Genomic DNA, 21,421 nt, shown 5'->3' on the forward strand with positions numbered 1-21,421 from the left:
GGGCCGCAAACCCAGCCACAACTCTATGCCCCGGTGCTATGAAATCGCCAGCGAAGTGCTGGGGGCGGACGAATCCAGCCGCTGCCCGGCACTAACCGATGCCGAGGAACTTTGCGGCGGGCTCGTGGCCCTGTACTTTCAGGGTCCAGTCGGGGCGTTTGAAGGTCGCTGGGGTGAGGCGGACTTTTTGGACTTCCTCCATATTGCCGCCCCAGGACATCCGTGCGACGCCGTTGAGTTCGTAGCCGAGCGCGCGGGACACGCCCAGGGAGGCTGCGTTCCAGGCGGCGGCTTCGGACTCTGCCACCTCGGCCTTGAGCCAGTCGAAGGCGTAGAGTGCAACGGCAGCGCGCATCTCCTTGCCGAGCCCGTGCCCGTGGACGGACTGCTTGAGCCAGGAGCCAGTGCTGACGGTCTTGAGGGCGGCAAAGTCCTTGGCGCCGATGTCCTGGCATCCGATGAACTCGCCCTCGTGCCAGATGCCCAGGAGCAGGGTCCAGGACTCCGGCGTGGCCTCGCTCCGGCAGCGCCAATAGAACTGCGCCATTTTCGGCCCGAGTTCCTCCGCGGGGAGCTCCGCCCAGGGTGTGCTGAAGGGATTCCTGCCCGGTTCGTGTACTCCGCTCCGGGCCGCCGCCACCGCAGCCGGAATGTCGTCGTCCGTGATGGGCCGCAATATCAGGCGTGGTGTGGTCAGCGTGAGGCCGAAGAGGGGCCAGAGGGAAGTCAGCGCGGTCATCACGGAAGCCTAGCCCAAGGCCGGCCGTAGGGCCTGTCAAGCCGCCGCCACACGTGGTCCCGCCCAGGCTCAGGCGGAGATATCCCAGGTGATGTGGCGCCGGACATCCGTAAGGTTCATGGACTCCGCGAGGAAGAGATCGTCGAGCATGTACTCGTCAACTGCGATGATCCGGAGCCAGTGCCCGTAGTCAGGGGTGGCGGCTTCCAGTGACTGGCTGGACACGCAGACGCCTGTTTCCAGGTCAATCCGCACGCGGTTGCTGCCGGGCATGCACAGCGGTGCGGCAGGATCTGCGGCGTGATAGGCGGCGGATGGGGTGATGACGGCCTCGAGGGTCGCGCGCCCGTCGTGGTCGACCCGGCCTACCTCAATGACGTCCACGGCGTTGCTGCCCGGAAATTCCAGGGGTACCGGGGCGTTCCCTGCCAGCTCAACGGGATCCAGGGCGGCTGAAAAGCGGCCGTTGCCGAAGCCGGGTTCTCCGTATGCTGCCTCGGGGCGGCGCCGCACCAGGCCGCCGTCGTCGTAAACGGGCGCCACAAGGTGCGGCGGCAACAGCCAGGACTTCCGGGTGGCACTGACGTAGAACCCGTCCTTGGAGTCGTTGATCCCTGTTGTGCTGTGGAGGACCAGTCCGTCGGCGGTCTCGAGGCGAAGGGCACCGGGCCGGCGCAGCCAGGCTCGCACGAACGGCGCCGCAGGGTCCGGAGCCTCGGCAAAGGGCTCGTCCCAGTACTCAAAGCGCAGGCTCTGCCATTTCCAGGGTGAAGACCTGCAGAGGTTCCGGAACACCGTGGTCAGGTCAGCGGGAGAATCGCCGCGGTCCGGATTTGGCCGGCGCCTGGTGTCCCATGTCGACATATCCACAGTTTACGCGTGGGCCCTCCGGCAGGAAGCGAAAATCCAGTAGCATCCGAGGGGTGATCGGACGACTGGACGAACTTTGGGATGCTGCCCCGCTGGCCTTCTGGCTGGTCCTGGCGGCGTGCGCCTATTTCGTGGTGATGGCGGTACGCCTGACCGTGATCGACGTGCGCCACCATCTGTTGCCCAACCGTATTGTCTTTCCGTCCTACGTCGTGGCAGGTGTCCTTCTGGCCGCGGCTGCGGTGGTCCCCATAGTCTCCGGTGCGTGGGCGCTGCCGGCAGGGCCCGACGGCGCTGCGGCCTTGTTCGGGCTGCCGGCCCTCCGGATCCTGGCCGGGGGTGCAGTTCTTTGGTGCTTCTATTTTGTGTTGCGGCTGGTCTATCCGCCCGGGATGGGATTCGGAGATGTAAAGCTCGCGGGCGTCCTGGGGATGTACCTGGGATATCTGGGGTGGGCACACATTTTCGCCGGGACTTTTGGGGCGTTCCTGCTGGGCGGACTCTGGAGCCTGGCCCTGCTGGCCACCCGCCGAGGCACATTGAAATCCTCCATCCCGTTCGGCCCGTTCATGCTGGCAGGCGCTGCCGCCGCCATGCTTTTGCCTGCCTGACCCAATCCGGCCTGAACTCAATTCCATATGCCGCTACACATACGCCGCAGCTTCCGGCCGCCGCCCGCCGTCGGACGTTAGGCTGGCAGCATGCCTGCACCTGACTACATCCTCAAGCTTCGCGAGAAGGTCGGCCACGACTCCCTGTGGGTACCCGGTGTCCGCGGCGTGGTCCTTGACCACTCCGGCCGGGTCCTCTTGGCCCGGCGTGCCGACAACGGCCACTGGGCGCTCATCAGTGGCATGCTGGATCCCGGTGAACCGCCCGCCAGGGGACTCGTGCGTGAAATCTTCGAGGAAACCGCAGTGGTGGCCGAAGCCGAGCGGGTTGTCTCGGTGGGCACCGTCGGCCCGTTTACGTATCCCAACGGCGACGTCTGCGAATTCCTGGATGTGGTCTTCCTCTGCCGTTACGTTTCAGGGACGGCACGGGTTAACGACGACGAGTCGCTCGACGTCGGCTGGTTCAGCCCGAATGACCTGCCTGAGTTGATGCCAGGCCACCTCACGAGCATCCGCCGCGCCCTGGCCCCGGCGGAGGCAGCCCACTTCGAGCCCTGACCCGCGCACAGCCGCGGGCAGTGCTGGGAGACCAGTTCGCCGTCGTCGTCCTTGATACCCGCTGTTCACCCTGGCCGCCGACATGCCCGGGGACCTCAACCACGTCGCCCAGGAACTCAACGGACGGCCACGCAAAACGCTCGGCTGGGATACCCCAGCCGAGCGTCTGCGTGATTTACTCTTGGCGAACTAACCGCCAACGGTGTTGCAACGACCCCCTGAATCCGCCAGCTGAGCGGCCGACGTGTTCGTTATGGAGCCGGGGGAGCTATGCCTTGTGCGGCGGGCGCGTCATGGACATAACGTCCAGTGCGGTATCCAGCTGCTCCTCGGTGACCTCGCCGCGCTCCAGGAAGCCCATGGCCACGACGGTCTCACGGATGGTAAGGCCCTCGGCGACTGCCTTCTTGGCGATCTTCGCTGCGTTCTCGTAGCCGATGTACTTGTTCAGCGGCGTGACGATGGACGGTGATGCCTCTGCGAGGAAGCGTGCGCGCTCAACGTTTGCCGTGATCCCGTCGATCATCTTGTCGGCCATGACGCGGCTGGTGTTGGCCAGCAGGCGGACGGACTCGAGCAGGTTGGCAGCCATGACGGGGATGCCGACGTTCAACTCGAAGGCGCCGTTGGTACCGGACCACGCGATGGCGGTGTCGTTGCCGATGACCTGCGCGGCAACCATGATGGACGCCTCGCAGATGACCGGGTTGACCTTACCTGGCATGATCGAGGACCCGGGCTGCAGGTCAGGGATGGCGATTTCGCCCAGGCCGGTGTTGGGGCCGGAGCCCATCCAGCGGAGGTCGTTGTTGATCTTCATGAAGGAGATCGCAATGTTGCGTAGCTGGCTGGATGCTTCGATCAGGCCGTCGCGGTTGGCTTGGGCTTCGAAGTGGTCGCGGGCCTCGGTCAGCGGCAGGCCGGTGTCGGTCGCGAGCAGTTCGATGACCCGCTCCGGGAACCCGGCCGGGGTATTGATGCCGGTGCCCACGGCCGTGCCGCCGAGCGGAACTTCAGCCACGCGGGGGAGCGAGGCGTTGATGCGCTCGATGCCGTAGCGGACCTGGGCAGCGTAGCCGCCGAACTCCTGGCCCAGCGTGACCGGGGTGGCGTCCATCAGGTGGGTACGGCCGGACTTGACGACGTCCTTGAACTCCACGGCCTTGCGCTCCAGCGCCTCTGCCAGGTAGCCGAGGGCCGGAATGAGGTCGTTGATCAGGGCCGAGGTGGCGGCAACGTGCACGGACGTGGGGAAGACGTCATTGGAGGACTGCGAGGCGTTGACGTGGTCGTTCGGGTGGACGACTTTATCGCTGCCGGCGGCCTTGAGGGCGCGGGTGGCCAGTTCGGCGATGACCTCGTTCGTGTTCATGTTCGAGGAGGTGCCGGAGCCGGTCTGGAAAACGTCGATCGGGAAATCGCCGTCGTACTTGCCGGCAGCTACCTCATCGGCGGCCTCTGCAATCGCCTTGGCCAGCTCGCCGTCGAGCACTCCAAGTTCTGCGTTGGCCTGGGCGGCTGCCTTCTTGACCCGGGCGAGGGCTTCGATGTGGGCGCGTTCCAGGGTCTTGCCGGAGATGGGGAAGTTTTCAACTGCACGCTGCGTCTGTGCACGGTACAGCGCGTTCACGGGGACGCGGACTTCGCCCATCGTGTCGTGTTCAATACGGAATTCTTCAGTGGAAGTCATGGGGCTAGCTTAGGACGCGCAGAGGCCGCATCGAAAACCGTGAACGGCATGCTACGGGTGCCCCGCAACCGCCGCAGGGCGTCAGATCAGAGCTCTCCGATTCCGGAAACAAGGTCCGCGTGGCCATCGGCGAGGCTGTAGGAAAGGCCGATGACCGCTGCCCGGCCGGTCTCGATTGCGTCCGAAATCACACGGGAGCTGTCCACGAGGCGGTGCGAGGTCTGCTTGACGTGCTCCACCACCATGTCGTTGACCTCCGGTTTGTTGTTGCGGAGCGACGTCAGGACGGACGGCGTGATGCGCTCGACGAGGTCCCGGATGAAGCCCGCCGGCATCTGGCCGGTTTCGACCGCGGACTTTGTGGCGCTGACGGCACCGCAGCTGTCATGTCCCAGCACCACGATCAGCGGCACCCCGAGCACGCCGATGCTGTATTCGAGTGAGCCAAGGACGGCGTCGTCAATGACCTGGCCGGCTGTCCGCACCACAAAAACGTCACCGAGTCCTACGTCGAAGATAATTTCGGCCGCGAGGCGGGAGTCGGAGCAGCCGAAGATCACAGCGAAGGGATGCTGGTTCTCCACGAGCGAAGACCGCCGGGATGCATCCTGGTTGGGGTGGGAGGATTCGCCGTTGACGAAGCGTTCGTTGCCTTCGCGGAGTCGTCGCCAGGCCAGGGCCGGAGTCAGGTAGGTTGCCACGGCCCTACCTTACGATGTGGGGACCGCCGAGGGTGAAACCGTGACGGCGGGGTTACTTTCCATGGACTTCACGACGGCGTCCGCCAGGACCACAAACTCGTCCAACTTAGCGGGTCCAGTGAGGACAACGGTGGTGCCCCGGTATGTGAGGACCATGCTCCGCTCGCCCTTGCCCGTATCCCGAAGCTCCCACTCCTGGCCGCCTGCGCTGCGGGTTCCCGTGACGGGGGCGTTTCCCGTTTCCTGGAGGAGCCAGGTGGGATTGGCCTGCCGGGTCTGGACCAAGCCGATGAAGGAGTCATTGGGAGTCAGGAAGCCTACTTCCCACGTGGGGACGCCGCTGCCACTGCCGGACTCCCAGCGGGCGTAGTTGGACGTGAATGTGTCGCCGGTCTCCGGCGCGACGGGTGTGAATCCTGCCACATCTGTGGCGTTCCGGGCCACCTCGCTGACGTTAATGTCAGGCCGGAAGCCGTCACTTTTCGGAAACGGGTTCATCAGCACGATCGGCAGGAACGCGGCGATACTGACCAGCAGCGCAATGACCATGCCGATCACCGAGGCGTTGGCACGCTTGGCTGCGGCAGCCGGGATGACGGGCTTGACGGGCTGCTGCCCGTCACCCTCCGGGGCTTTGCCGGCACTCCCGGAACCGGAGGCGTCCTGGCCGGGGCTGGTCTTTTCCTGCATATCACTCACCCCTCTATAGTCGCCCATCCGGGCGTCCAACTCACACTCGAGGCGCTCTTGATGCACTGCCATCCCGGCAGCGCACATTGCGGGGCAGCGTCATGCCACGACTGAGAGGCGGCGCCCCGACTATGATCGGTAGCAGAGGAATCACCGTATCCGCCGGAACAGGCGGAGCGGGTCCAATGATCGCCACTCGAAGAAGAGGTTCACGTGTCACCTTCGCCCATGACCCAGCAGTACTCCACCATTTCGCCGTCCCTGGCTGTGGGGATCGACGAGCCGGACCGCAACCTCGCCCTGGAACTTGTCCGCGTCACCGAGGCCGCGGCTATTGCCGGTGGCCACTGGGTTGGCTTCGGGGACAAGAACAAAGCCGACGGCGCGGCCGTTGACGCCATGCGCTCCTTCCTTCATACGGTCCACTTCAATGGTGTTGTGGTTATCGGCGAAGGCGAGAAGGACGAAGCCCCTATGCTCTTCAACGGAGAGCACGTTGGCGACGGCACCGGCCCTGAATGCGACGTCGCCGTAGACCCCATCGATGGCACGCGCCTGACCGCGCTGGGCATCAACAACGCCCTCGCAGTGCTGGCCGTAGCCGAGCGTGGTTCCATGTTCGACCCCTCCGCCGTGTTCTACATGGAAAAGCTCGTCACCGGCCCGGAGGCCGCTGACATGGTTGACTTGCGGCTGCCGGTCAAGCAGAACCTGCACCTGATCGCCAAGGCAAAGGGCGTGAAGGTCAACCAGCTCAACGTCATGATCCTTGACCGTGACCGCCACCGCCCCCTGGTCGAGGAGATCCGGGAAGCCGGCGCGCGCACCAAGTTCATCATGGACGGCGACGTCGCCGGTGCCATCGCCGCGGCGCGCTCCGGTACCGGCGTTGACGCACTGATGGGCATCGGCGGCACCCCCGAAGGCATCGTTGCTGCTTGTGCCATCAAGTCCCTGGGTGGCGTCATCCAGGGCCGGCTGTGGCCTACCAGCGACGACGAGAAGCAGAAGGCAATCGACGCCGGCCACGACCTGGAGCGCGTGCTTTCCACCAATGACCTCGTGTCCAGTGACAACTGCTACTTCGCGGCCACCGGCATCACGGATGGCGACCTCCTCAAGGGTGTCCGTTACTCCAAGGACAAGGTCCTCACCCAGTCCATCGTGATGCGCTCCAAGTCCGGTACGATCCGCTTCGTTGACGGCGAGCACCAGGCCAGCAAGTGGGAGGGCTACGCCCGCAAGAACTAGGTTCGTCGCCCGCGCCCCAGGGTGCGTCGGCATACAGTTGAGGCCCCGGATTCGCTTGGATCCGGGGCCTCAACTGTATGCCCGCGTCGAACTAGAGGGGCTTAGGTCTTGGTTCGGGCAAAGGGGGAGCGGAGGGTCCGCAGCTTGTCCCGCAAGTGGCGCGCCACTTGGTAGGCGTTGTAACGCAGCTTCTTCACCGGGAGGTCCCAGGCGCCGGGATAGGCTATTTCGCGGCCACCGAATGACCTCTTGAAGGCGCTGAAGCCTGCCCATTTGTGGCCGGGCTGGTCAGCAGGTGCCACGCCCCAGAGGTCGACGTGCTTGAGGCCCTGGTCCTTTGCATCGGCCATCAGGGTCACGAGGAGCGGGATTCCCGCGCTGAGCTTCCGGTGGGTGTCGTCCAGGGCTGCATGGGCGTATGTACGGGTATCCGCGGAATCGTAGGCCAGGGCTGCGGCGATGGGCTCCCCGTGCAGTTCGGCGATGAAGAGGGTGGCGGCTCCCGCCGGCATCAGCGAAGCAGCCACCCGGGTCAGGTAGTCGTCGCTCTGCGGCTTGAATCCGTTGCGCCGCGCCGTCATATGAAGGAACTCCAGCAGGATGCTGATGTCCTTCGGGTCCTGTGACGTCCGGAACGTAACGCCCTTCTTGTGGATGTTCCGGTAGAGGTTCCGGTTCACGGGCTTCATGGCGGCCAGGACGTCCTTGAAGTCACCGTCCAGGTCCACGATCCAGCTGAGTTCAGGCTGCGGGTTGCTTGGTGCGGGCTGGAGGCCCCTGCGCCGGAGTTCGTCCGCTGCCGTTGAAAGGGACAGACCGGCGGTTACCGGTTCGATCCGGACAAAGACAGCGCCGCAGGAACGGGCCAGCTCCACGAGGGCGGCAAGGGCGGCGTCGAACGCGTCAGTGGAGGATGCAACCGGGCCGTAAGGGGCGTAGAGCACCTTGCCGGCAGGGTTCTTCTCTTCAACGGCCAGGAAGCTCCAACCTGGGCCGGATTGCTGATGGACCGTACGGCCGAGCGAGGACAGGACGTCGGCCCAGGCGGGAGTTTGGAGGAAATACTCCACGGATCAGGCTTTCATGGACGTGGTGACGGCGAAGGCTACTGCCGCCTCCTCGGCCCCGGCAGCCACGTGGACATTAACCGGCGCATCGGCGGCAGCGAGGAATGCACTCCCGCCGCGGGCGAGCTGCAGATCGCCCTTGGGAGAGTCGAGGTACACGGATCCCTCGACCACAATCACCACGGCCGCTCCTGATTGGGCGAGCGGAACGGGCGACGCTCCGGGCACCAGTTCGATCCGCTGCAGCTGGAACTCGCGGAACGGCGGCTGGTACAGCTCCTGGCCGAGTTCGGAAACTACCGGGTTGAGCATGGGGACCTGGACGGACTTGAACTCAATGGTGCGCAGGAGTTCGGGGACATCAATGAACTTCGGAGTCAATCCGCCACGGAGCACGTTGTCCGAGGAAGCCATGACTTCCACGCCCATGCCATGGAGGTAGGCGTGCACGTTGCCGGCAGGGAGGTAGACCGCCTCGCCCGGCGCCAGGGAAATCCGGTTCAGAAGCAGCGATATCAGCACACCAGGATCACCCGGGTATTTTTCGTTGAGGCTGACCACCGTCGAGAGCTCGGACTTGTACGGTTCGAGGGAAGCGCCGGAAACGAGCACACCGGCGACCAGCGCCGTGGCCTCGGCAACCTCGGTACCGCCTGCGATCAGGCGCTCGAAGGCCTTCCGGAGGCCCGCACTCTCGTTGGAGTCTCCGAGGTCTTCCACGAGTTCAGACAGCACCCGTGGCTGGTCCGCTTCGACGGCGTCGAACGCGGCGGCCAGGTGCAGCAGGATGCTGCGCGTTTGCGCCGCCGGCCGGAATCCGCACAGCGCCTCGAACGGCGTGAGGGCGAAGACCATTTCGGGCTTGTGGTTGTCATCCCGGTAGTTCCGGTGTGCAGCATCGGGTGCAACGCCGTCGGCATTCTCCCGCGCGAAACCCTCCCGCGCCTGCTCGATGCTCGGATGGACCTGCAGCGAGAGGGGCTGCGCCGCCGCAAGGACCTTGGCCAGGAAGGGAAGTCTCGGCCCAAATCCGGCGACCCCTTCAGCGCCAAGAAAATGCTCGGGATCCTCGGAGATCATCTGATCGAGGGGAACCGTTGACCCATCCGGGCGGCGCGCGACGGAAGGGGAATCCGGGTGGGCTCCGATCCAGAGTTCGGCTTCTGGACGGCCGGACTCGGTGCGGCCAAGGAGGCCGGCAATCGCCGTCGTGGATCCCCACGCGTAATCGCGGAGGACGTTCTCAATTTCGTACACAGCCGGTATCCATTTCTTGGTCTTCAGGTCTACGGGGGCATGCGGTCTGCGGGGGAGTGGGCACCTACAAGGGTGCGCAGAGGCCGTTTGAGGCAACGAGCTCACGGAGCGCCTGCTCGTTGCCCTCGCTCTTGAGCTGGTTCAGCATCGCCTCGGTGATCGGCTCACCGTCTGGGGTTGTCGTCACCGGAGTGAAGTCCGACGACGGCGGCGTTGACTGCTGCGCCAGTGCGCCGCCTGCCAGGACGGTGGGTCGCAGCGGAGCGGACGCCTGCAGCCGGCCGCTGGCTGCGGAGGATTGCACCATGCCGTCGACAGGTGCGGCAGCCTGCGGGCCGGACGCGGAAGCGAGCAGCTGGTCAACTCTGTCGTGGATGACATCGAAGTCGGGCACGGTGGAAAAAGACGCGTCGAAGTCGGGCGGACCGATGGTGAGCCGCTTGACTTCCTGGCCCTTGGCCTTCATGGCAAGCTCCACAAAACTCCCCAGTTGGGTCGATGAGATGTTTGAGTCCACAACCTTAGTGCCGGCGTTTGCGATGTCCTCGAACTTGGACAGCAGCGTAGCCGGATCCAGTTGCTTCAGCATGGCCTGCTGAACGCATTGCTGGCGCTGGATGCGGGCGTAGTCGTCGACGAATTCACGGGAGCGTCCGTACCAGAGTGCGTGGTAGCCGTCCAGGTGCTGTTCCCCCGCGGGGATCCAACCAAGGGGCATGCCGTGGATGCCGTTTGCCTCGTCGATCATGTCCCCGCTCATCGGGACCCAGCCGCCGGCCTTGATCCTGATACCGCCCATGGCGTCGATCAGCTTGGCGAAGCCGTCCATGTCCACCAATACGTAGGCCTGGACGGTGATGCCGAGCGTGCCTGACACCGCTTCAAGGGTGGCCTGGGCGCCGGGGTCGGCCACGCCGGGGTAGAGGTCTGAGTGCTCGTTGGTGACTTCGGTGTTGATGGCGTTGATGAGGCATTCGTTGCCGCAGTCGTAGCCGTCGGGATAGATCTTGCGCATCGGGGAGCCCTCGCTGAACTGGGCGTTCTGAAGGTTGCGCGGTACGGAGATGATGGCAGTCTGGCCAGTTTTGGCATCGACGCTGAGCACTGACAGGCTGTCCGGGCGCCGGCCAGTGCGGTCGTCGCCCGCGTCGCCGCCCATCATCAGGAAGTTGTAGCGGCCTTCCACAGGATCGATGGCCGGGCCGGCCGAGAAGATACTGCCGATGGCGTTGCGGCCAACATTTAGCAGGTAGGCGGCGTAACCGAGGGATCCGCTGCTCAGGACCAGGGCAAGTACCAAGGCAATTCCGACGGCGGGCCGCGCCCCCGGTGCCAGCAGCACAGGGCGGATCAGCCGCAGGGTGTTGATGAAGAGAAGCGCCCACCCGAGGGCGAGGGCCACCAGGACTACAACGATCAGCAGCGAAGCGAACGGATTGGTGATGATGTTGATGAGCAGCGACCTGTTGAGGACCAGCAGCAGCACGGTGGCAACCAGCAATGCCCATACACAGAGGGTGACCCGCAGCGCGATGCGGCCGAGCTTACGGTCGCCTGCCACAATCTGGGCACTGCCCGGAACCAGGAGGGTCATCAGCAGCAGGACAAAGGCCCTTTTGGTTCGGACGGGGGCCGAGGCGTTGGACGGATACCGGACAGGATCAGTCATGACTGTTCCGGCGGAGGGCTGCTGCGTTTCGCTTCTGGACATCTTCGGGTACCTTAGCGGCTGCCCCGGAGGACACCATTGCCGTCAGCGAAGACTTCACTGACTTTTTGCCGAAGGTTGGCTCCCTTACGGGTGGCAACGTCATTGAGTTCCTGGGCGAAATCCAGGAGGTCGGCGCGGAGGGACGCGGCCAGCTGGTCCGTGCCCGAGGCCAGGATACGAACGGCAAGCAGGCCTGCGTTGCGGGCACCGGCGATGGATACCGTGGCCACGGGAACGCCGGCCGGCATCTGCACGATCGACAGCAGGGAGTCCATTCCATCCAGGGTCTTCAGCGGGACGGGGACACCGATGACGGGCAGGGGCGTCACGCTCGCGAGCATGCCGGGGAGGTGTGCCGCGCCACCCGCGCCGGCGATGATGACCCGCAATCCGCGCTCATGGGCGCTCTGGCCATAGCGGATCATCTCAGCAGGCATCCTGTGCGCGGAGACGACGTCAGCTTCAAAAGGTATGCCAAATTCAGCCAACGCGTCAGCGGCGGCTTCCATGACCGGCCAATCCGAGTCCGAGCCCATCACCAGGCCCACAATGGGGCTGACTTCGCTGGTGCTGGTCTCTGGCGTCGTTTCAGTGGTCATGCGTTCTCCTCGGAAATCCGTGCTGTTTCTTCGGCCGGAACGCGGCCGTCGCGGATGATTGCGGCCACCCTCGCCGCGCGCTGCCGTACTGAGTCCACCTCATCCGTGGAGGCTCCCGCGAGGTTGACATGGCCGATCTTGCGCCCGGGGCGCACCGACTTGCCATAGCAGTGGACCTTTGCCGCCGGTTCGCTGGCCAAGGCGGCCGGAAAGGCGGAGAAGAGGTCCTGGTTGTCTCCGCCGAGGAAGTTCTTCATCACGATGACCGGGCCAAGGACATCGGTGGCGCCCAACGGGAGGTTCAAGACGGCCCGGAGGTGCTGTTCAAACTGGCTGGTCACTGAACCGTCCTGGGTCCAGTGCCCGGTGTTGTGGGGCCTCATGGCCAGTTCGTTGATGAGGAAACCGGAGCCGGATCCCGGCGTTTCGAAAAGCTCTACAGCCATCACACCGGTAACGCCGAGTTCGCCCGCGATCCGCAAGGCCGCTTCTTCGGCAGCCGCCGCGACGTCCAGTGCGATGTCCAGGGCGGGCGCGATGACCTCGTCGCAGACGCCGTCGACCTGAATTGTGTGGGCCACGGGCCACGCGCGGGCTTGGCCGTCAGGGGTGCGCGCGACCAGGGCGGACAGCTCACGGCTGAAATCGACCTTGGCTTCGGCCAGTAGCGGGCTCATGGCTTCGAACCACGGAGCGGCATCGGCGGCCTCCTCCGGGGAGTCAATGATCCGCACGCCCTTGCCGTCGTAGCCGCCGCGAGGCATCTTGAGGACTACCGGCCAGCCGATCTCGTCGCCGAAGTCCACCAACCCTGCCACGTCCGTGACAGCGGCCCAGGCCGGGTTCGGAAGCTCAAGCCTGTCGATTGCGGCCCGCATCACGAGCTTGTCCTGCGCATTGACCAGGGCGTCCGGGCCGGGCTGGACGTTGACGCCCGCGGAAATCAGCTCACGGAGGTGGTCCGTGGGCACGTGCTCGTGGTCAAAGGTCATGACATCCAGGCCTTCCGCGAAGTCGAGGAGGGTCTGGAGATCCTTGTAGTCACCTACTGGCGAGGTGGCAACGGCTGAAACTGCTGAAACGTCCTCCGCCTCAGCCAGGACGCGGAGTTCAAAGCCTAGGGCGGTGGCGGCTGGGGCCATCATGCGCGCGAGCTGGCCGCCGCCAACCACGCCGATTACTGGAAAAGTCACAAGTGCCAGCCTACAGAAAAGCGCGCCGGATCCCGGCTTCCGGACGGCACGGGCAGCGATTTTAGGGGAATTTGGCCTCCGCGTTCCCCATAGGTGGAGGTGGTGTGGGGCAATTCAGCGCTAAAATAGGCTTTTGGCCGTGTGGCCCACAGTTTCTGACGGCCATGGAGGGTCATGTTTAGTTCACTTGCAGATCGAATCCGGGGGCTCGCCTCGCTGTTTTGGCGTGAAGTGGCCAAATTCGGTGCGGTGGGCGGTGTGGCCTTTGTCATTGACTCGGCAGTCTACATCTGGCTGTTCACCGGACCGATGCATGGCAGCGAGGTCTGGGCCAAGGCTGTAGCCACGATCGTGGCCAGTATTTTCTCCTGGGTTGCCAACCGCTACTGGACGTTCCGCCACCGCAAGCAGGCCAACGTGGCCCGTGAAGCGGGGCTTTTTGCGGTGATGAACCTTGTGGGACTCCTCATCGCCTCCGGCTGTGTCTGGTTCGCGAAGTACATCCTGGACCTGAACGACAAGCCCTCCCTGTTTATTGCCGGCAGCGTGGTGGGCCTGGTCCTGGGCACCATATTCCGGTTCTTCGCCTACCGCTTCTGGGTCTTCAATGAGGAACTGGACCAGGAGCCGGAGTTCTACCACGACCACGAGCTCATCGAGCTGCACCAACTTGATAAGGAAGCCGCTGCTGCCGCCCAGGGCGGAGAACACCCGGAGAGGGAAGCTCCGGAAAGCCCCCGCCAGTCCTAAAGCCGGGTTCCAGCAGTCAGCAGGCGTGGGTCCGGCAACGCTACTTGCCGCGGATGCGTTCAGCCGCCAGGAGCTTGTCCGTCAGGTCCACGTCCGGATGAGCCAGCAGCACGGACCCGCCACTGTGCCAGGCGCCCAGGGAGTTCGACAAGGCCGCTTCCAGGCCGTCTGCAGCTGCCACCAGCAGGCGGACTCCCTCTTCGTGCGGGGCTGCAAAGCCGGTGAGCAGTCCCTCATGGAGGTGGCGCCGGCCGTCGCTGCCGCGCACGGCGCATCCTGAAGCCGAAGGATCGGTGTGGGCCATAAACACGTCACCGTGTGAGCGGACTTCGGAGGCGTAATCGATGAAGCCACCAGGCAGCTCACCTGGCCACCGCATTGCCAGCGCCGGAAGGGCAACGGCAACGACGGCGTCGTACGTGCCGGTTGAATCCGGCCGATCCGTCACAAGATAGTTGGCTTCACCGCCGTCCAACACGGTTTCCATTCCGACCTGCCAGGCGGCAAGGGCCCAAATGACCGACTTCCAGTGTGCCGGAAGGTCAAGGTTCACCCGCATACCTGGCTCGGCGTCGAGTTCGTCCTGCAGCAGGTTGCTGGTCTTGGCAACCCAGTTATCCAGCACCCGCCCGGAAAGTTCGACCCGCTCTGAGTCCGGTCCGTACCAGGTCAGGCGCGGCGATGTGGAATGTCCGGAGCGCAGGGTTGTCATCAGTTCGATCGCTGGGATGCTCATTGCTACATCTTGGCACGGCAGCCTGAGCCAGTCACCGGCTTCGTGGGCCCCGGACGGGAGTAAAACTGAGCCACGAATCTGTGCGCAGTCTGTGATGTTACTCACATCAGTTTCTCATTTCGCTTGCGTTATTCACGCTCACGCTGTAGTTTTTGCCCGAATTCCATGGGTTTTGGCAGGAAAGTCGAAGCTCCTTGAGTGACTGGGCTTCCCGGGCGGGCGTGTCGGCAAAAATTCCCGGGCGTGGCGTGACCCGAGTTGTCCGGGATTGTTGATTATTATCCCTCCGCGGCTTGACTCGCCTGTAGTTACACGCGTGTAATTAGATATCGAACGCCATTGCGCGAGTACCGGCACACAACCGAGTGTCCAAGTATCCAGGCAGGGGCAGCAACATCAGGAGGGTCGCCGTGGGGCAAGCAGAGCGTATCCATGAAGATGCAGTCGTCGCCGGTCAGGCGACGGTGAAATACCGTTCACGAGGCGTGCCGAGCGACTGGTACGTGGATCCTGCGGATCCGGACGCCGCCGAGCGTTACAACCGCAACACCAAAGAGTCTTTTGAGGATCAGGCAACTGCATTCCTCGCAGCCCATGAAGCGCTGCTGGACGGCGGACACGACCAGGACGATGACGATCTGGATCCGCCCATGGAACTCCAGGTCCCTGCTGGCGGAAGTACTACGCAGCCGGTATGGATCGGGCTGCCCTTCCAGCAGGACTTCGACGACGAGGGCGAACTGGGCTGGCAGACTGACGCCCTGTGCGCCCAGACGGATCCGGAAGCATTCTTCCCTGAAAAGGGAGGATCGACCCGCGATGCCAAGAAGGTCTGTGGCGCATGCAACGTGCGGTCCCAATGCCTTGAATACGCGCTGGCTAACGACGAACGGTTTGGCATTTGGGGAGGCCTTTCCGAGCGTGAGCGCCGGCGGCTAAGGAAGCGAGCAATCTAATTCTTCAGGAAGTGCATGTCACTGCCGTTGTGGTGTCCCACAACGGCAGTGCCTATCTCCCCAGAACCCTGGCTGCCTTGGCTGACCAGACCCGGCCTGTCGACTCAGCCATTGGTGTCGACACAGGCTCCAGGGACGACTCCGAAACCCTTTTGGCACGGGCCCTCGGCGAACCCAATGTCATCAACTTTCCGCATTCCAAAACCGGCATGGGCGGCGCCGTCCGTGCCGGACTCGAAGCCCTGTCGCCTTGGGCCGGACATCCCGAAAGTGCGTCCACGGAGTGGATCTGGCTGCTTCACGACGACGCCGCACCGTGCCCGGAAGCGCTGGCCGAACTGCTAGGCGCAGTCGAACGCGCACCCTCGGTGACGGTCGCCGGCTGCAAACAGCTCGACTGGCACGCCCAGCGCCGGCTGATCGACGTCGGACTTTCCACCAGCAGGTGGGCGGAACGCCTCACCCTGATCGATGCTGACGAGCTGGACCAGGGCCAATACGATGGCCGCAGCGACACCTTCGCGGTGAACTCGGCCGGGATGCTGGTCCGCCGGGACGTTTGGGAACAGTTGCAGGGATTTGACCCCGCACTGCCAGGCAGCGGTGACGACATCGATTTTTGCTGGCGAAACCGCCTTGCCGGCCACCGGGTGGTGGTGGTGCCTACCGCCAGGATGTTCCATGTGGCCCACAGACCCCATGCCCTCGGGAACGCTTCCGCCGCCAGGAAAGCACAGGTTCACCTACGGCTCAAGCACGCACCGCTATGGAAGGTGCCGCTGCACGCGGTTGGCGCGCTCCTTGGGAGCATCTTCAAACTGGTCCTCAGCATCGCGGTCAAGGATCCGGGGTACGGGTTTGCCCAGTTCGCAGCCACCTTGACAGCCTTGGGCCGGCCGGGCGCAGTGGCCAAGGCGCGTCGGGCTGCCGCACGAACGCGACGCATCCGCCGCTCGGTGGTCAGCAAGCTTCAGACGTCCCGCCGCGAGGTCTGGAGCCACCGCCGCTCCCTCATGGAGGCGCTGGGATCCGACGCCTTGCCCACGGAAGGCCTCAAAAAGGATCCCCTCGCCGACCAGCCGAGCGGCGATTCAGCTGATGATTTTGCCGCCCTGACCACCAGTGAACGAGGCTGGGTGGGCAGCGGCGCGCTGGCAACGGTATTGATTGCGTCCGTGGCATCTCTGACTGCACTCTCCGGCCTCTTTCGTGCAGAGGCTGTTTCCGGCGGTGCCCTGATACCTGTCTCCTCCACCCTCGGTGAGATCTGGCATCACGCGTCCAGTTGGTGGATCAGCCTGGGCGCCGGTCTGCCAGGCAAGGGTGACCCTTTCGGCTACGTGTTATGGATCCTCGGCCTGTTGGGCGGCGGCGACGCAAACGGCGCCATGGCATGGCTGCTCCTGCTGGCGGCCCCGCTGGCCGGTCTGACGGCTTGGTTCGCCTCCGGCGCCCTGACGCTCCGACGCAGGTTCCGCCTTGTCGCCGCCCTGTTCTGGGCAGCCGCGCCGGCACTGCAGGTCGCGTTGAACCAGGGCCGGGTTGGCGCCTTGATCGCGCACATCATGATCCCCGTGGTTGTCCTGGCACTGCTGCGCGCCACCGGCACCGCCCTGGGACACGGTCGCTTCCTGCTGCCATCGCCCGGTGACCGGCGCTTCACCGAGAGGCCGCCGGAGAAGCCGGGAATCAACGGCACGCCGTCCTGGACGGCCGCTGCGGCCGCAGGCCTGGCCCTGGCGGTCGTCGCCGCCTCCGCACCTTCGCTGCTGGCCCCGGCCGCCGTCGTCATTGTCCTGTGCGGGCTCCTGCTGGGCCGTCGCGGCCGCACCGTTTGGTGGGCCCTGCTCCCCAGCGCGGCGCTGTTCATCCCGTTCGCCCTGTCCGTGCTGGACAGGCCGCGCGCACTGCTTGCTGATCCAGGCCTTCCGCTGGGTTTCACGGGCGCCCCCTTGTGGCAGCAGATCCTGGGCCAGCCGATCAGGTTCACCGCCGACGGCGGGCTCTCCGGACTTCCGTTCTTCAGCGGCGCCGTCCCGTGGGCCCTGCTGCTCGCCCTGCTGGTAGCCGTGCCCGTGCTGGTCCTCGCGGCTGCGGCGATTCTGGTGCCGGGAAAGCGGAGCCACGCGGCACGTGCCCTCTGGTTGGCCGCACTCATCGTCCTTGCTGCCGGCTGGTTGGCCAGCCACGTCGCCACCGCCGTCAACGCGGACACCTTGGTGACACCCTTCACCGGCCCGTCGGTCTCGGCGGCCGGCTTCGCCTTGCTGGGTGCCGCACTCATCGGCGCCGAACGGCTACTCGATGCCGCGGACGGGGTCTCCGCTGCCACAAGGCCGCAGAAAATCCTCCTTCGTTCTGCCGTCGCGCTGGCCACGGTCCTGCTGCTGGCCGGCCCTTTGGCCGGAATGGCAGCCTGGTCCGCCCAGAACCTGCTCAGGCAAGCCACCGCGGCGGGTCCGCCCCAGAATGCAGCAGGCGAACCGCTCGGCGTTCCCCGGCTGGTGGAAGCCGGTGATCCCCGGACCCTCCCGGCCACCGCAATCGACCGCGGAACAGGCCCGGAGCAGACTCGGACGCTGCTGATCAGCACCTCCGAAGACGGCACATTCAACGCTGCCCTGATGCGCGGTGCCGGCACCACCTTGGACAGCCTGTCCACCATCGCGTCGTCCCGGAACATCCTGGGCGCGCCTGGCATCGAAACAGTGCGCGACGACGACACCGTCACAAGCACACTCCGCGGCGTCGTAGCAACCATCGTGGCCGGAGAAGGAGTCGACCCCCGCCCTGAACTGGAGCAGCTGGGGGTGGGGTTTGTGGTTCTGCGTTCTGTGGATACTGCTGCCCAGCTGACCGCCAGCAGGATGGACGCAGTGCCTGGACTCATCGCCGTCGGACAGACGGACGTCGGGTGGCTCTGGCGGATCACTCCGTTGAACCAGCCCGTCCTGCAGCCGGCGGATGTTGCCCACCGTGCCCGGATCGTTGACAGCAAAGGCGCCGCTATTGCGCTGCTGCCGTCAGGTTTTGACGACGTCGACACGGCAGTCCCTGAGGGAACTGACGGAAGGCTGGTGGTACTCGCTGAACGTGCAGATCCCGGGTGGAGCGCCTGGTTGAATGGCCGGAAGCTCACGTCCACTACCTCAGGCTGGGCCCAGGCGTTTACCCTGCCGCCTTCGGCGGGGCAGCTCACCATCCGCTACGAGAACCCCTGGGCGCTGTGGTCCGCCATCCTGCAGATCACCGTCATTGGCCTCACTGTCATGCTCGCGATCCCCATGCCGGCCCGCCGGCCCAATACCGGGCTGTCCCGGGATGAAGGCTCCTTGCGTAAGGAACACCAGAATGCATAAGGACAAAACCCCGGAAGGGGGCAACGCGTCCCGCAAGGGCCTCTTGACCGGCCTGGTCTCCTCCGCGGCGATATTTGCCGCCGCCGGGGGAATCATTGCCGCGGGCACGCTTGCTCCCGAACCGGCGGGCAGCCGAAGCCTTCCGGCCGCGCTGGCTGCTGTGCCGGCAGGCTCCAGCGTTGGCGTCTGCCCGGGTCCTGCCCGGCTCCTGGAAGGTACCGAAGCAGGTACCGATCCTCAGTTCAGTCCGAAATCCGCGACAGCACGCAGCGTCGTCTCCGGCGCCGTCATCAGTGCTCCCGGCGGGGTCCTCCCCGGCAGCCGGCTGTCCGCCCTTGACGGGACCGCCGCCGTCGAAATCGCGCGGGACGACGCCCAGGCAGGCGGGGCAGCCGGTCCGCAGGAGCTCAAAGCCGGCGTCATCGAACAACGGGCCGTGGACGCCGCGAGCGTCTTGAGCGCTGATGCCCGGAACGGCCAAAAGGCCTCGGCGGCGGCACTGATGAAGTTCTCGGCAACCGATGGCGATCTCCAGGGTTTCGCTGCTGCCAATTGCCAGCCGCCTTCCAACGACGTATGGCTGGCCGGTGCCAGCACCACGCTGGGGCGCACCTCCGTCCTGACCCTCAGCAATGCCTCGACCACGCCAGCTACCGTAAGCCTGGAGCTGTACGGCACCAAGGGCCAGATCCAGGCGCCAGGAAGCCGCGGCCTGCTGGTGGCACCAGGCAGTACGAGGTCCATCGTCCTGGCAGGACTCGCTCCCGGCGAAGCGCAGCTCAGCGTCCACGTGCGCAGCGCCGGAGGTCCCGTGGCCGCAGCGATCCAGCAGAGTGTACTGAGGGGTCTGACGCCCGGCGGGGTGGATTTCATTTCCCCCGGGGCCGCCCCGGCGGCACGCCAGGTCATGACCGGCATCGACATCCAGGACGCCGGCGCCCTCTCGTCCCTTACCCGCGAAAAGGGCTACGAGGACGCCGGCCCTGCACTGCAAATCACTGTCCCGGGGCAATCAGACGCGGTGGTGGAGATCAAGTTGTTTGGGCGCGACGGCCAGAAAGCGTTGCCGGGCGGGGGAGTGGTTACTGCCAAAGCCGGTTCAGTGACCGAGGTTTCCCTGGCGGGCGTTCCGACAGGCCACTACACCGTGGCCGCCACCTCCGACGTGTCGTTTGTAGCTGCGGCACGGGTGACGCGCGGGCTCAAGGACAACCAGGCGTCCGACGTCGCGTGGGCCGCGGCTGGAGTTCGGCTGGGCAGCCAGCACGTGGTGCCGGTGCCCCAGGGCGGCAAACGAATCCTGATTTTTGGCGCCCTGGCGGACCGGGCTTCCATTTCTTACTCGGCCATCACAGCCGACGGCAAGATCCAGGCCGCGTCTACGGCGGACATTGCAGGGGGAACCACCACGTCAATCGATGTCCCCGAGAAGGTCGAAGAATCCACCGTGGTGGGGTATATCGTTTCCGCCTCGGGAGACGCCGCGTACGGGGCGCTGTTGCTGCAGCAGGACGGGCGGGAGGACATCTCTTCGCTCGCCCTCATGCCCGCCGCGTCAGGCCAGGAACAAGTTCCGGTCACGCTCGGGTACTGACCGAACTCGTGGCGGCAGGACCACTGTCCGGTAGTCAGTAATCAGTAACGGCGGCGGTACACCGGGTCGAGGGTTTCGGGCGCCACGCCAAGCATCTCGGCTGTGTGTTCCACAACGACGTCGTGGACCAGGTCCTGGAGCTCTTCCCGGCTGGCGCAGCCCTGTTCCACGACTCGGCGGTACAGGGTGATGATGGGACCCTCGTCAGCGGTGGCCGGAGTATAGGAACCCATGGGGGCCGCACCGGCGTCGGCCACGAGTTGTTCCAGCTGAGGGGGTATTTCGTCCACGGCAAACCGGACACCGTCCAGGGTTTTGCCCCAGATATCGTGGAGCCGTTGCGCGGAGTCGAGAACCATGTCATCGAACCGGTCTGACCGGGTCCGGTAACCGGGATGGGTGGGCAGCATCAGCTCGCCCCGCAGGCCGCGCCCGTGCCTGTTCCGGCGGCGCATCGCGAAACTCCTGCCCGGGGAGTCCGAACCGGTGTCCCCACTGCGGACACCCGGGTCAGCCAACCGGACCGTAAAGCCTGAATCATGGTTCGATGACTGCATACATTGACTCTAAACCCGGCGGCTCGATTGCGCGACATAAAGTGCCACGGCCGCCATGGCGCGGCGTGCGGGGGCAATGCAGGGAACCGGCGGCGACAGCGAGTAGTCTGGGATGTCGTGGGAGCTATCCGTCAATGTTCAAGATCAGGCTGCCGCCAGTCGGCGGTGGCCACTCTGACGTACGTATACGCAGACTCCACGGCCGTCCTGGGCCCCCTGGCCACGTACGCCGAGCCGCATTGTTACGATTTGTGCGAGCAGCATGCCGGGTCACTGACAGTGCCCCGCGGCTGGGAAGTCCTCCGGCTGGCGATGCCGTCCACACCCCACCAGCCCGGGCCCGATGACCTCCTGGCATTGGCCAATGCCGTCCGGGAAGCCGCAGCTCTCCCACCGCAGGCTCCCGCGTCGCAGGCGCAGCGACTGACCCACTCAGCACTCGAGGCGCCGGCTGCTGCCGAAGGTGCCCGCCGTGGCCACCTCCGTGTGCTCCGTGAACCGTCCTGACGCCCATCTGGCGGTAGGCTGG

At 65.2% G+C, this 21,421-nt stretch carries 20 protein-coding genes; 8 read left to right on the forward strand and 12 right to left on the reverse strand.

Features of this window, described 5'->3' with window-relative positions; genetic code table 11:
* Positions 1–91 precede the first annotated feature (91 nt).
* Positions 92–739 (reverse strand): GNAT family N-acetyltransferase, encoded by a 648-nt coding sequence (locus ACLKOZ_RS02465; protein WP_436472537.1) that lies wholly within the window; start codon positions 737–739, stop codon positions 92–94.
* A gap of 69 nt (positions 740–808) precedes the next feature.
* Complete coding sequence (locus ACLKOZ_RS02470) at positions 809–1,603, reverse strand: hypothetical protein (RefSeq protein WP_436472539.1); 795 nt, start codon at positions 1,601–1,603, stop codon at positions 809–811.
* A gap of 59 nt (positions 1,604–1,662) precedes the next feature.
* Between ACLKOZ_RS02470 and ACLKOZ_RS02475 the strand changes: the two genes are divergently transcribed.
* Both ACLKOZ_RS02475 and ACLKOZ_RS02480 read left to right on the forward strand, forming a co-directional pair.
* The gene (locus ACLKOZ_RS02475) at positions 1,663–2,220 is read left to right on the forward strand and encodes a prepilin peptidase (RefSeq protein ID WP_436472541.1); all 558 of its coding nucleotides are present in this window, start codon (positions 1,663–1,665) and stop codon (positions 2,218–2,220) included.
* 90 nt (positions 2,221–2,310) lie between these two features.
* Complete coding sequence (locus ACLKOZ_RS02480; RefSeq protein ID WP_436472543.1) at positions 2,311–2,781, forward strand: NUDIX hydrolase; 471 nt, start codon at positions 2,311–2,313, stop codon at positions 2,779–2,781.
* 268 nt (positions 2,782–3,049) lie between these two features.
* Here ACLKOZ_RS02480 and ACLKOZ_RS02485 read toward each other — a convergent pair whose 3' ends face one another.
* From ACLKOZ_RS02485 to ACLKOZ_RS02495, 3 genes are all read right to left on the reverse strand, one after another.
* The gene (locus ACLKOZ_RS02485) at positions 3,050–4,471 is read right to left on the reverse strand and encodes a class II fumarate hydratase (protein WP_436472545.1); all 1,422 of its coding nucleotides are present in this window, start codon (positions 4,469–4,471) and stop codon (positions 3,050–3,052) included.
* 86 nt (positions 4,472–4,557) lie between these two features.
* Positions 4,558–5,172 (reverse strand): carbonic anhydrase, encoded by a 615-nt coding sequence (locus ACLKOZ_RS02490; protein WP_436472547.1) that lies wholly within the window; start codon positions 5,170–5,172, stop codon positions 4,558–4,560.
* 9 nt (positions 5,173–5,181) lie between these two features.
* Positions 5,182–5,862: a DUF4245 domain-containing protein gene (locus tag ACLKOZ_RS02495; RefSeq protein WP_337350415.1), complete on the reverse strand. Its 681-nt coding sequence runs from the start codon at positions 5,860–5,862 to the stop codon at positions 5,182–5,184.
* A gap of 228 nt (positions 5,863–6,090) precedes the next feature.
* Here ACLKOZ_RS02495 and glpX point away from each other — a divergent pair, with 228 nt between their 5' ends.
* Positions 6,091–7,113 (forward strand): class II fructose-bisphosphatase, encoded by a 1,023-nt coding sequence (gene glpX / locus ACLKOZ_RS02500; protein ID WP_337346747.1) that lies wholly within the window; start codon positions 6,091–6,093, stop codon positions 7,111–7,113.
* A 101-nt stretch (positions 7,114–7,214) separates the two neighbouring features.
* Here the strand turns inward: glpX and ACLKOZ_RS02505 are convergent, their stop codons facing one another.
* The 5 genes from ACLKOZ_RS02505 to ACLKOZ_RS02525 form a co-directional block, all read right to left on the reverse strand.
* Entirely contained in the window at positions 7,215–8,183 is a 969-nt protein-coding gene (locus ACLKOZ_RS02505; RefSeq protein WP_436472549.1) for a lipid II:glycine glycyltransferase FemX, read from the reverse strand.
* Between the two features lie 3 nt (positions 8,184–8,186).
* Positions 8,187–9,437 (reverse strand): mannose-6-phosphate isomerase, class I, encoded by a 1,251-nt coding sequence (manA, locus tag ACLKOZ_RS02510; RefSeq protein WP_436472551.1) that lies wholly within the window; start codon positions 9,435–9,437, stop codon positions 8,187–8,189.
* 64 nt (positions 9,438–9,501) lie between these two features.
* Complete coding sequence (locus ACLKOZ_RS02515) at positions 9,502–11,148, reverse strand: LCP family protein (RefSeq protein ID WP_436472553.1); 1,647 nt, start codon at positions 11,146–11,148, stop codon at positions 9,502–9,504.
* Positions 11,149–11,159: 11 nt separating this feature from the next.
* A complete protein-coding gene (gene purE / locus ACLKOZ_RS02520; RefSeq protein WP_436472555.1) occupies positions 11,160–11,747 on the reverse strand; it encodes a 5-(carboxyamino)imidazole ribonucleotide mutase in 588 nt (195 codons plus the stop codon).
* Positions 11,744–12,940 (reverse strand): 5-(carboxyamino)imidazole ribonucleotide synthase, encoded by a 1,197-nt coding sequence (locus ACLKOZ_RS02525; RefSeq protein ID WP_436472557.1) that lies wholly within the window; start codon positions 12,938–12,940, stop codon positions 11,744–11,746. Before ACLKOZ_RS02525 ends, purE begins: the two co-directional genes overlap by 4 nt.
* A gap of 174 nt (positions 12,941–13,114) precedes the next feature.
* Here ACLKOZ_RS02525 and ACLKOZ_RS02530 point away from each other — a divergent pair, with 174 nt between their 5' ends.
* The gene (locus ACLKOZ_RS02530; protein WP_436472559.1) at positions 13,115–13,690 is read left to right on the forward strand and encodes a GtrA family protein; all 576 of its coding nucleotides are present in this window, start codon (positions 13,115–13,117) and stop codon (positions 13,688–13,690) included.
* Between the two features lie 40 nt (positions 13,691–13,730).
* Here the strand turns inward: ACLKOZ_RS02530 and ACLKOZ_RS02535 are convergent, their stop codons facing one another.
* Positions 13,731–14,426, reverse strand: a complete 696-nt coding sequence (locus tag ACLKOZ_RS02535; protein ID WP_436472561.1) for a TIGR03089 family protein — start codon at positions 14,424–14,426, stop codon at positions 13,731–13,733.
* Between the two features lie 410 nt (positions 14,427–14,836).
* On the opposite strand from ACLKOZ_RS02535, the gene ACLKOZ_RS02540 reads away from it, so the two are divergent.
* Genes ACLKOZ_RS02540 through ACLKOZ_RS02550 form a run of 3 tightly spaced genes read left to right on the forward strand, consistent with a single transcriptional unit; the run spans position 14,837 to position 20,335 of the window.
* Complete coding sequence (locus tag ACLKOZ_RS02540; protein ID WP_337350041.1) at positions 14,837–15,382, forward strand: WhiB family transcriptional regulator; 546 nt, start codon at positions 14,837–14,839, stop codon at positions 15,380–15,382.
* An 11-nt stretch (positions 15,383–15,393) separates the two neighbouring features.
* Positions 15,394–18,741: a glycosyltransferase family 2 protein gene (locus ACLKOZ_RS02545; protein WP_436472564.1), complete on the forward strand. Its 3,348-nt coding sequence runs from the start codon at positions 15,394–15,396 to the stop codon at positions 18,739–18,741.
* Complete coding sequence (locus ACLKOZ_RS02550) at positions 18,734–20,335, forward strand: DUF5719 family protein (protein ID WP_436472566.1); 1,602 nt, start codon at positions 18,734–18,736, stop codon at positions 20,333–20,335. Before ACLKOZ_RS02545 ends, ACLKOZ_RS02550 begins: the two co-directional genes overlap by 8 nt.
* A 41-nt stretch (positions 20,336–20,376) precedes the next feature.
* On the opposite strand, the gene ACLKOZ_RS02555 is transcribed toward ACLKOZ_RS02550, so the two are convergent.
* Entirely contained in the window at positions 20,377–20,892 is a 516-nt protein-coding gene (locus tag ACLKOZ_RS02555; protein WP_337346622.1) for a metallopeptidase family protein, read from the reverse strand.
* A gap of 117 nt (positions 20,893–21,009) precedes the next feature.
* On the opposite strand from ACLKOZ_RS02555, the gene ACLKOZ_RS02560 reads away from it, so the two are divergent.
* Positions 21,010–21,399: a DUF3499 domain-containing protein gene (locus tag ACLKOZ_RS02560; RefSeq protein WP_337346621.1), complete on the forward strand. Its 390-nt coding sequence runs from the start codon at positions 21,010–21,012 to the stop codon at positions 21,397–21,399.
* Positions 21,400–21,421 lie beyond the last annotated feature (22 nt).

Source organism: Arthrobacter sp. R4 (assembly GCF_051365025.1).
Taxonomy (GTDB): domain Bacteria; phylum Actinomycetota; class Actinomycetes; order Actinomycetales; family Micrococcaceae; genus Arthrobacter.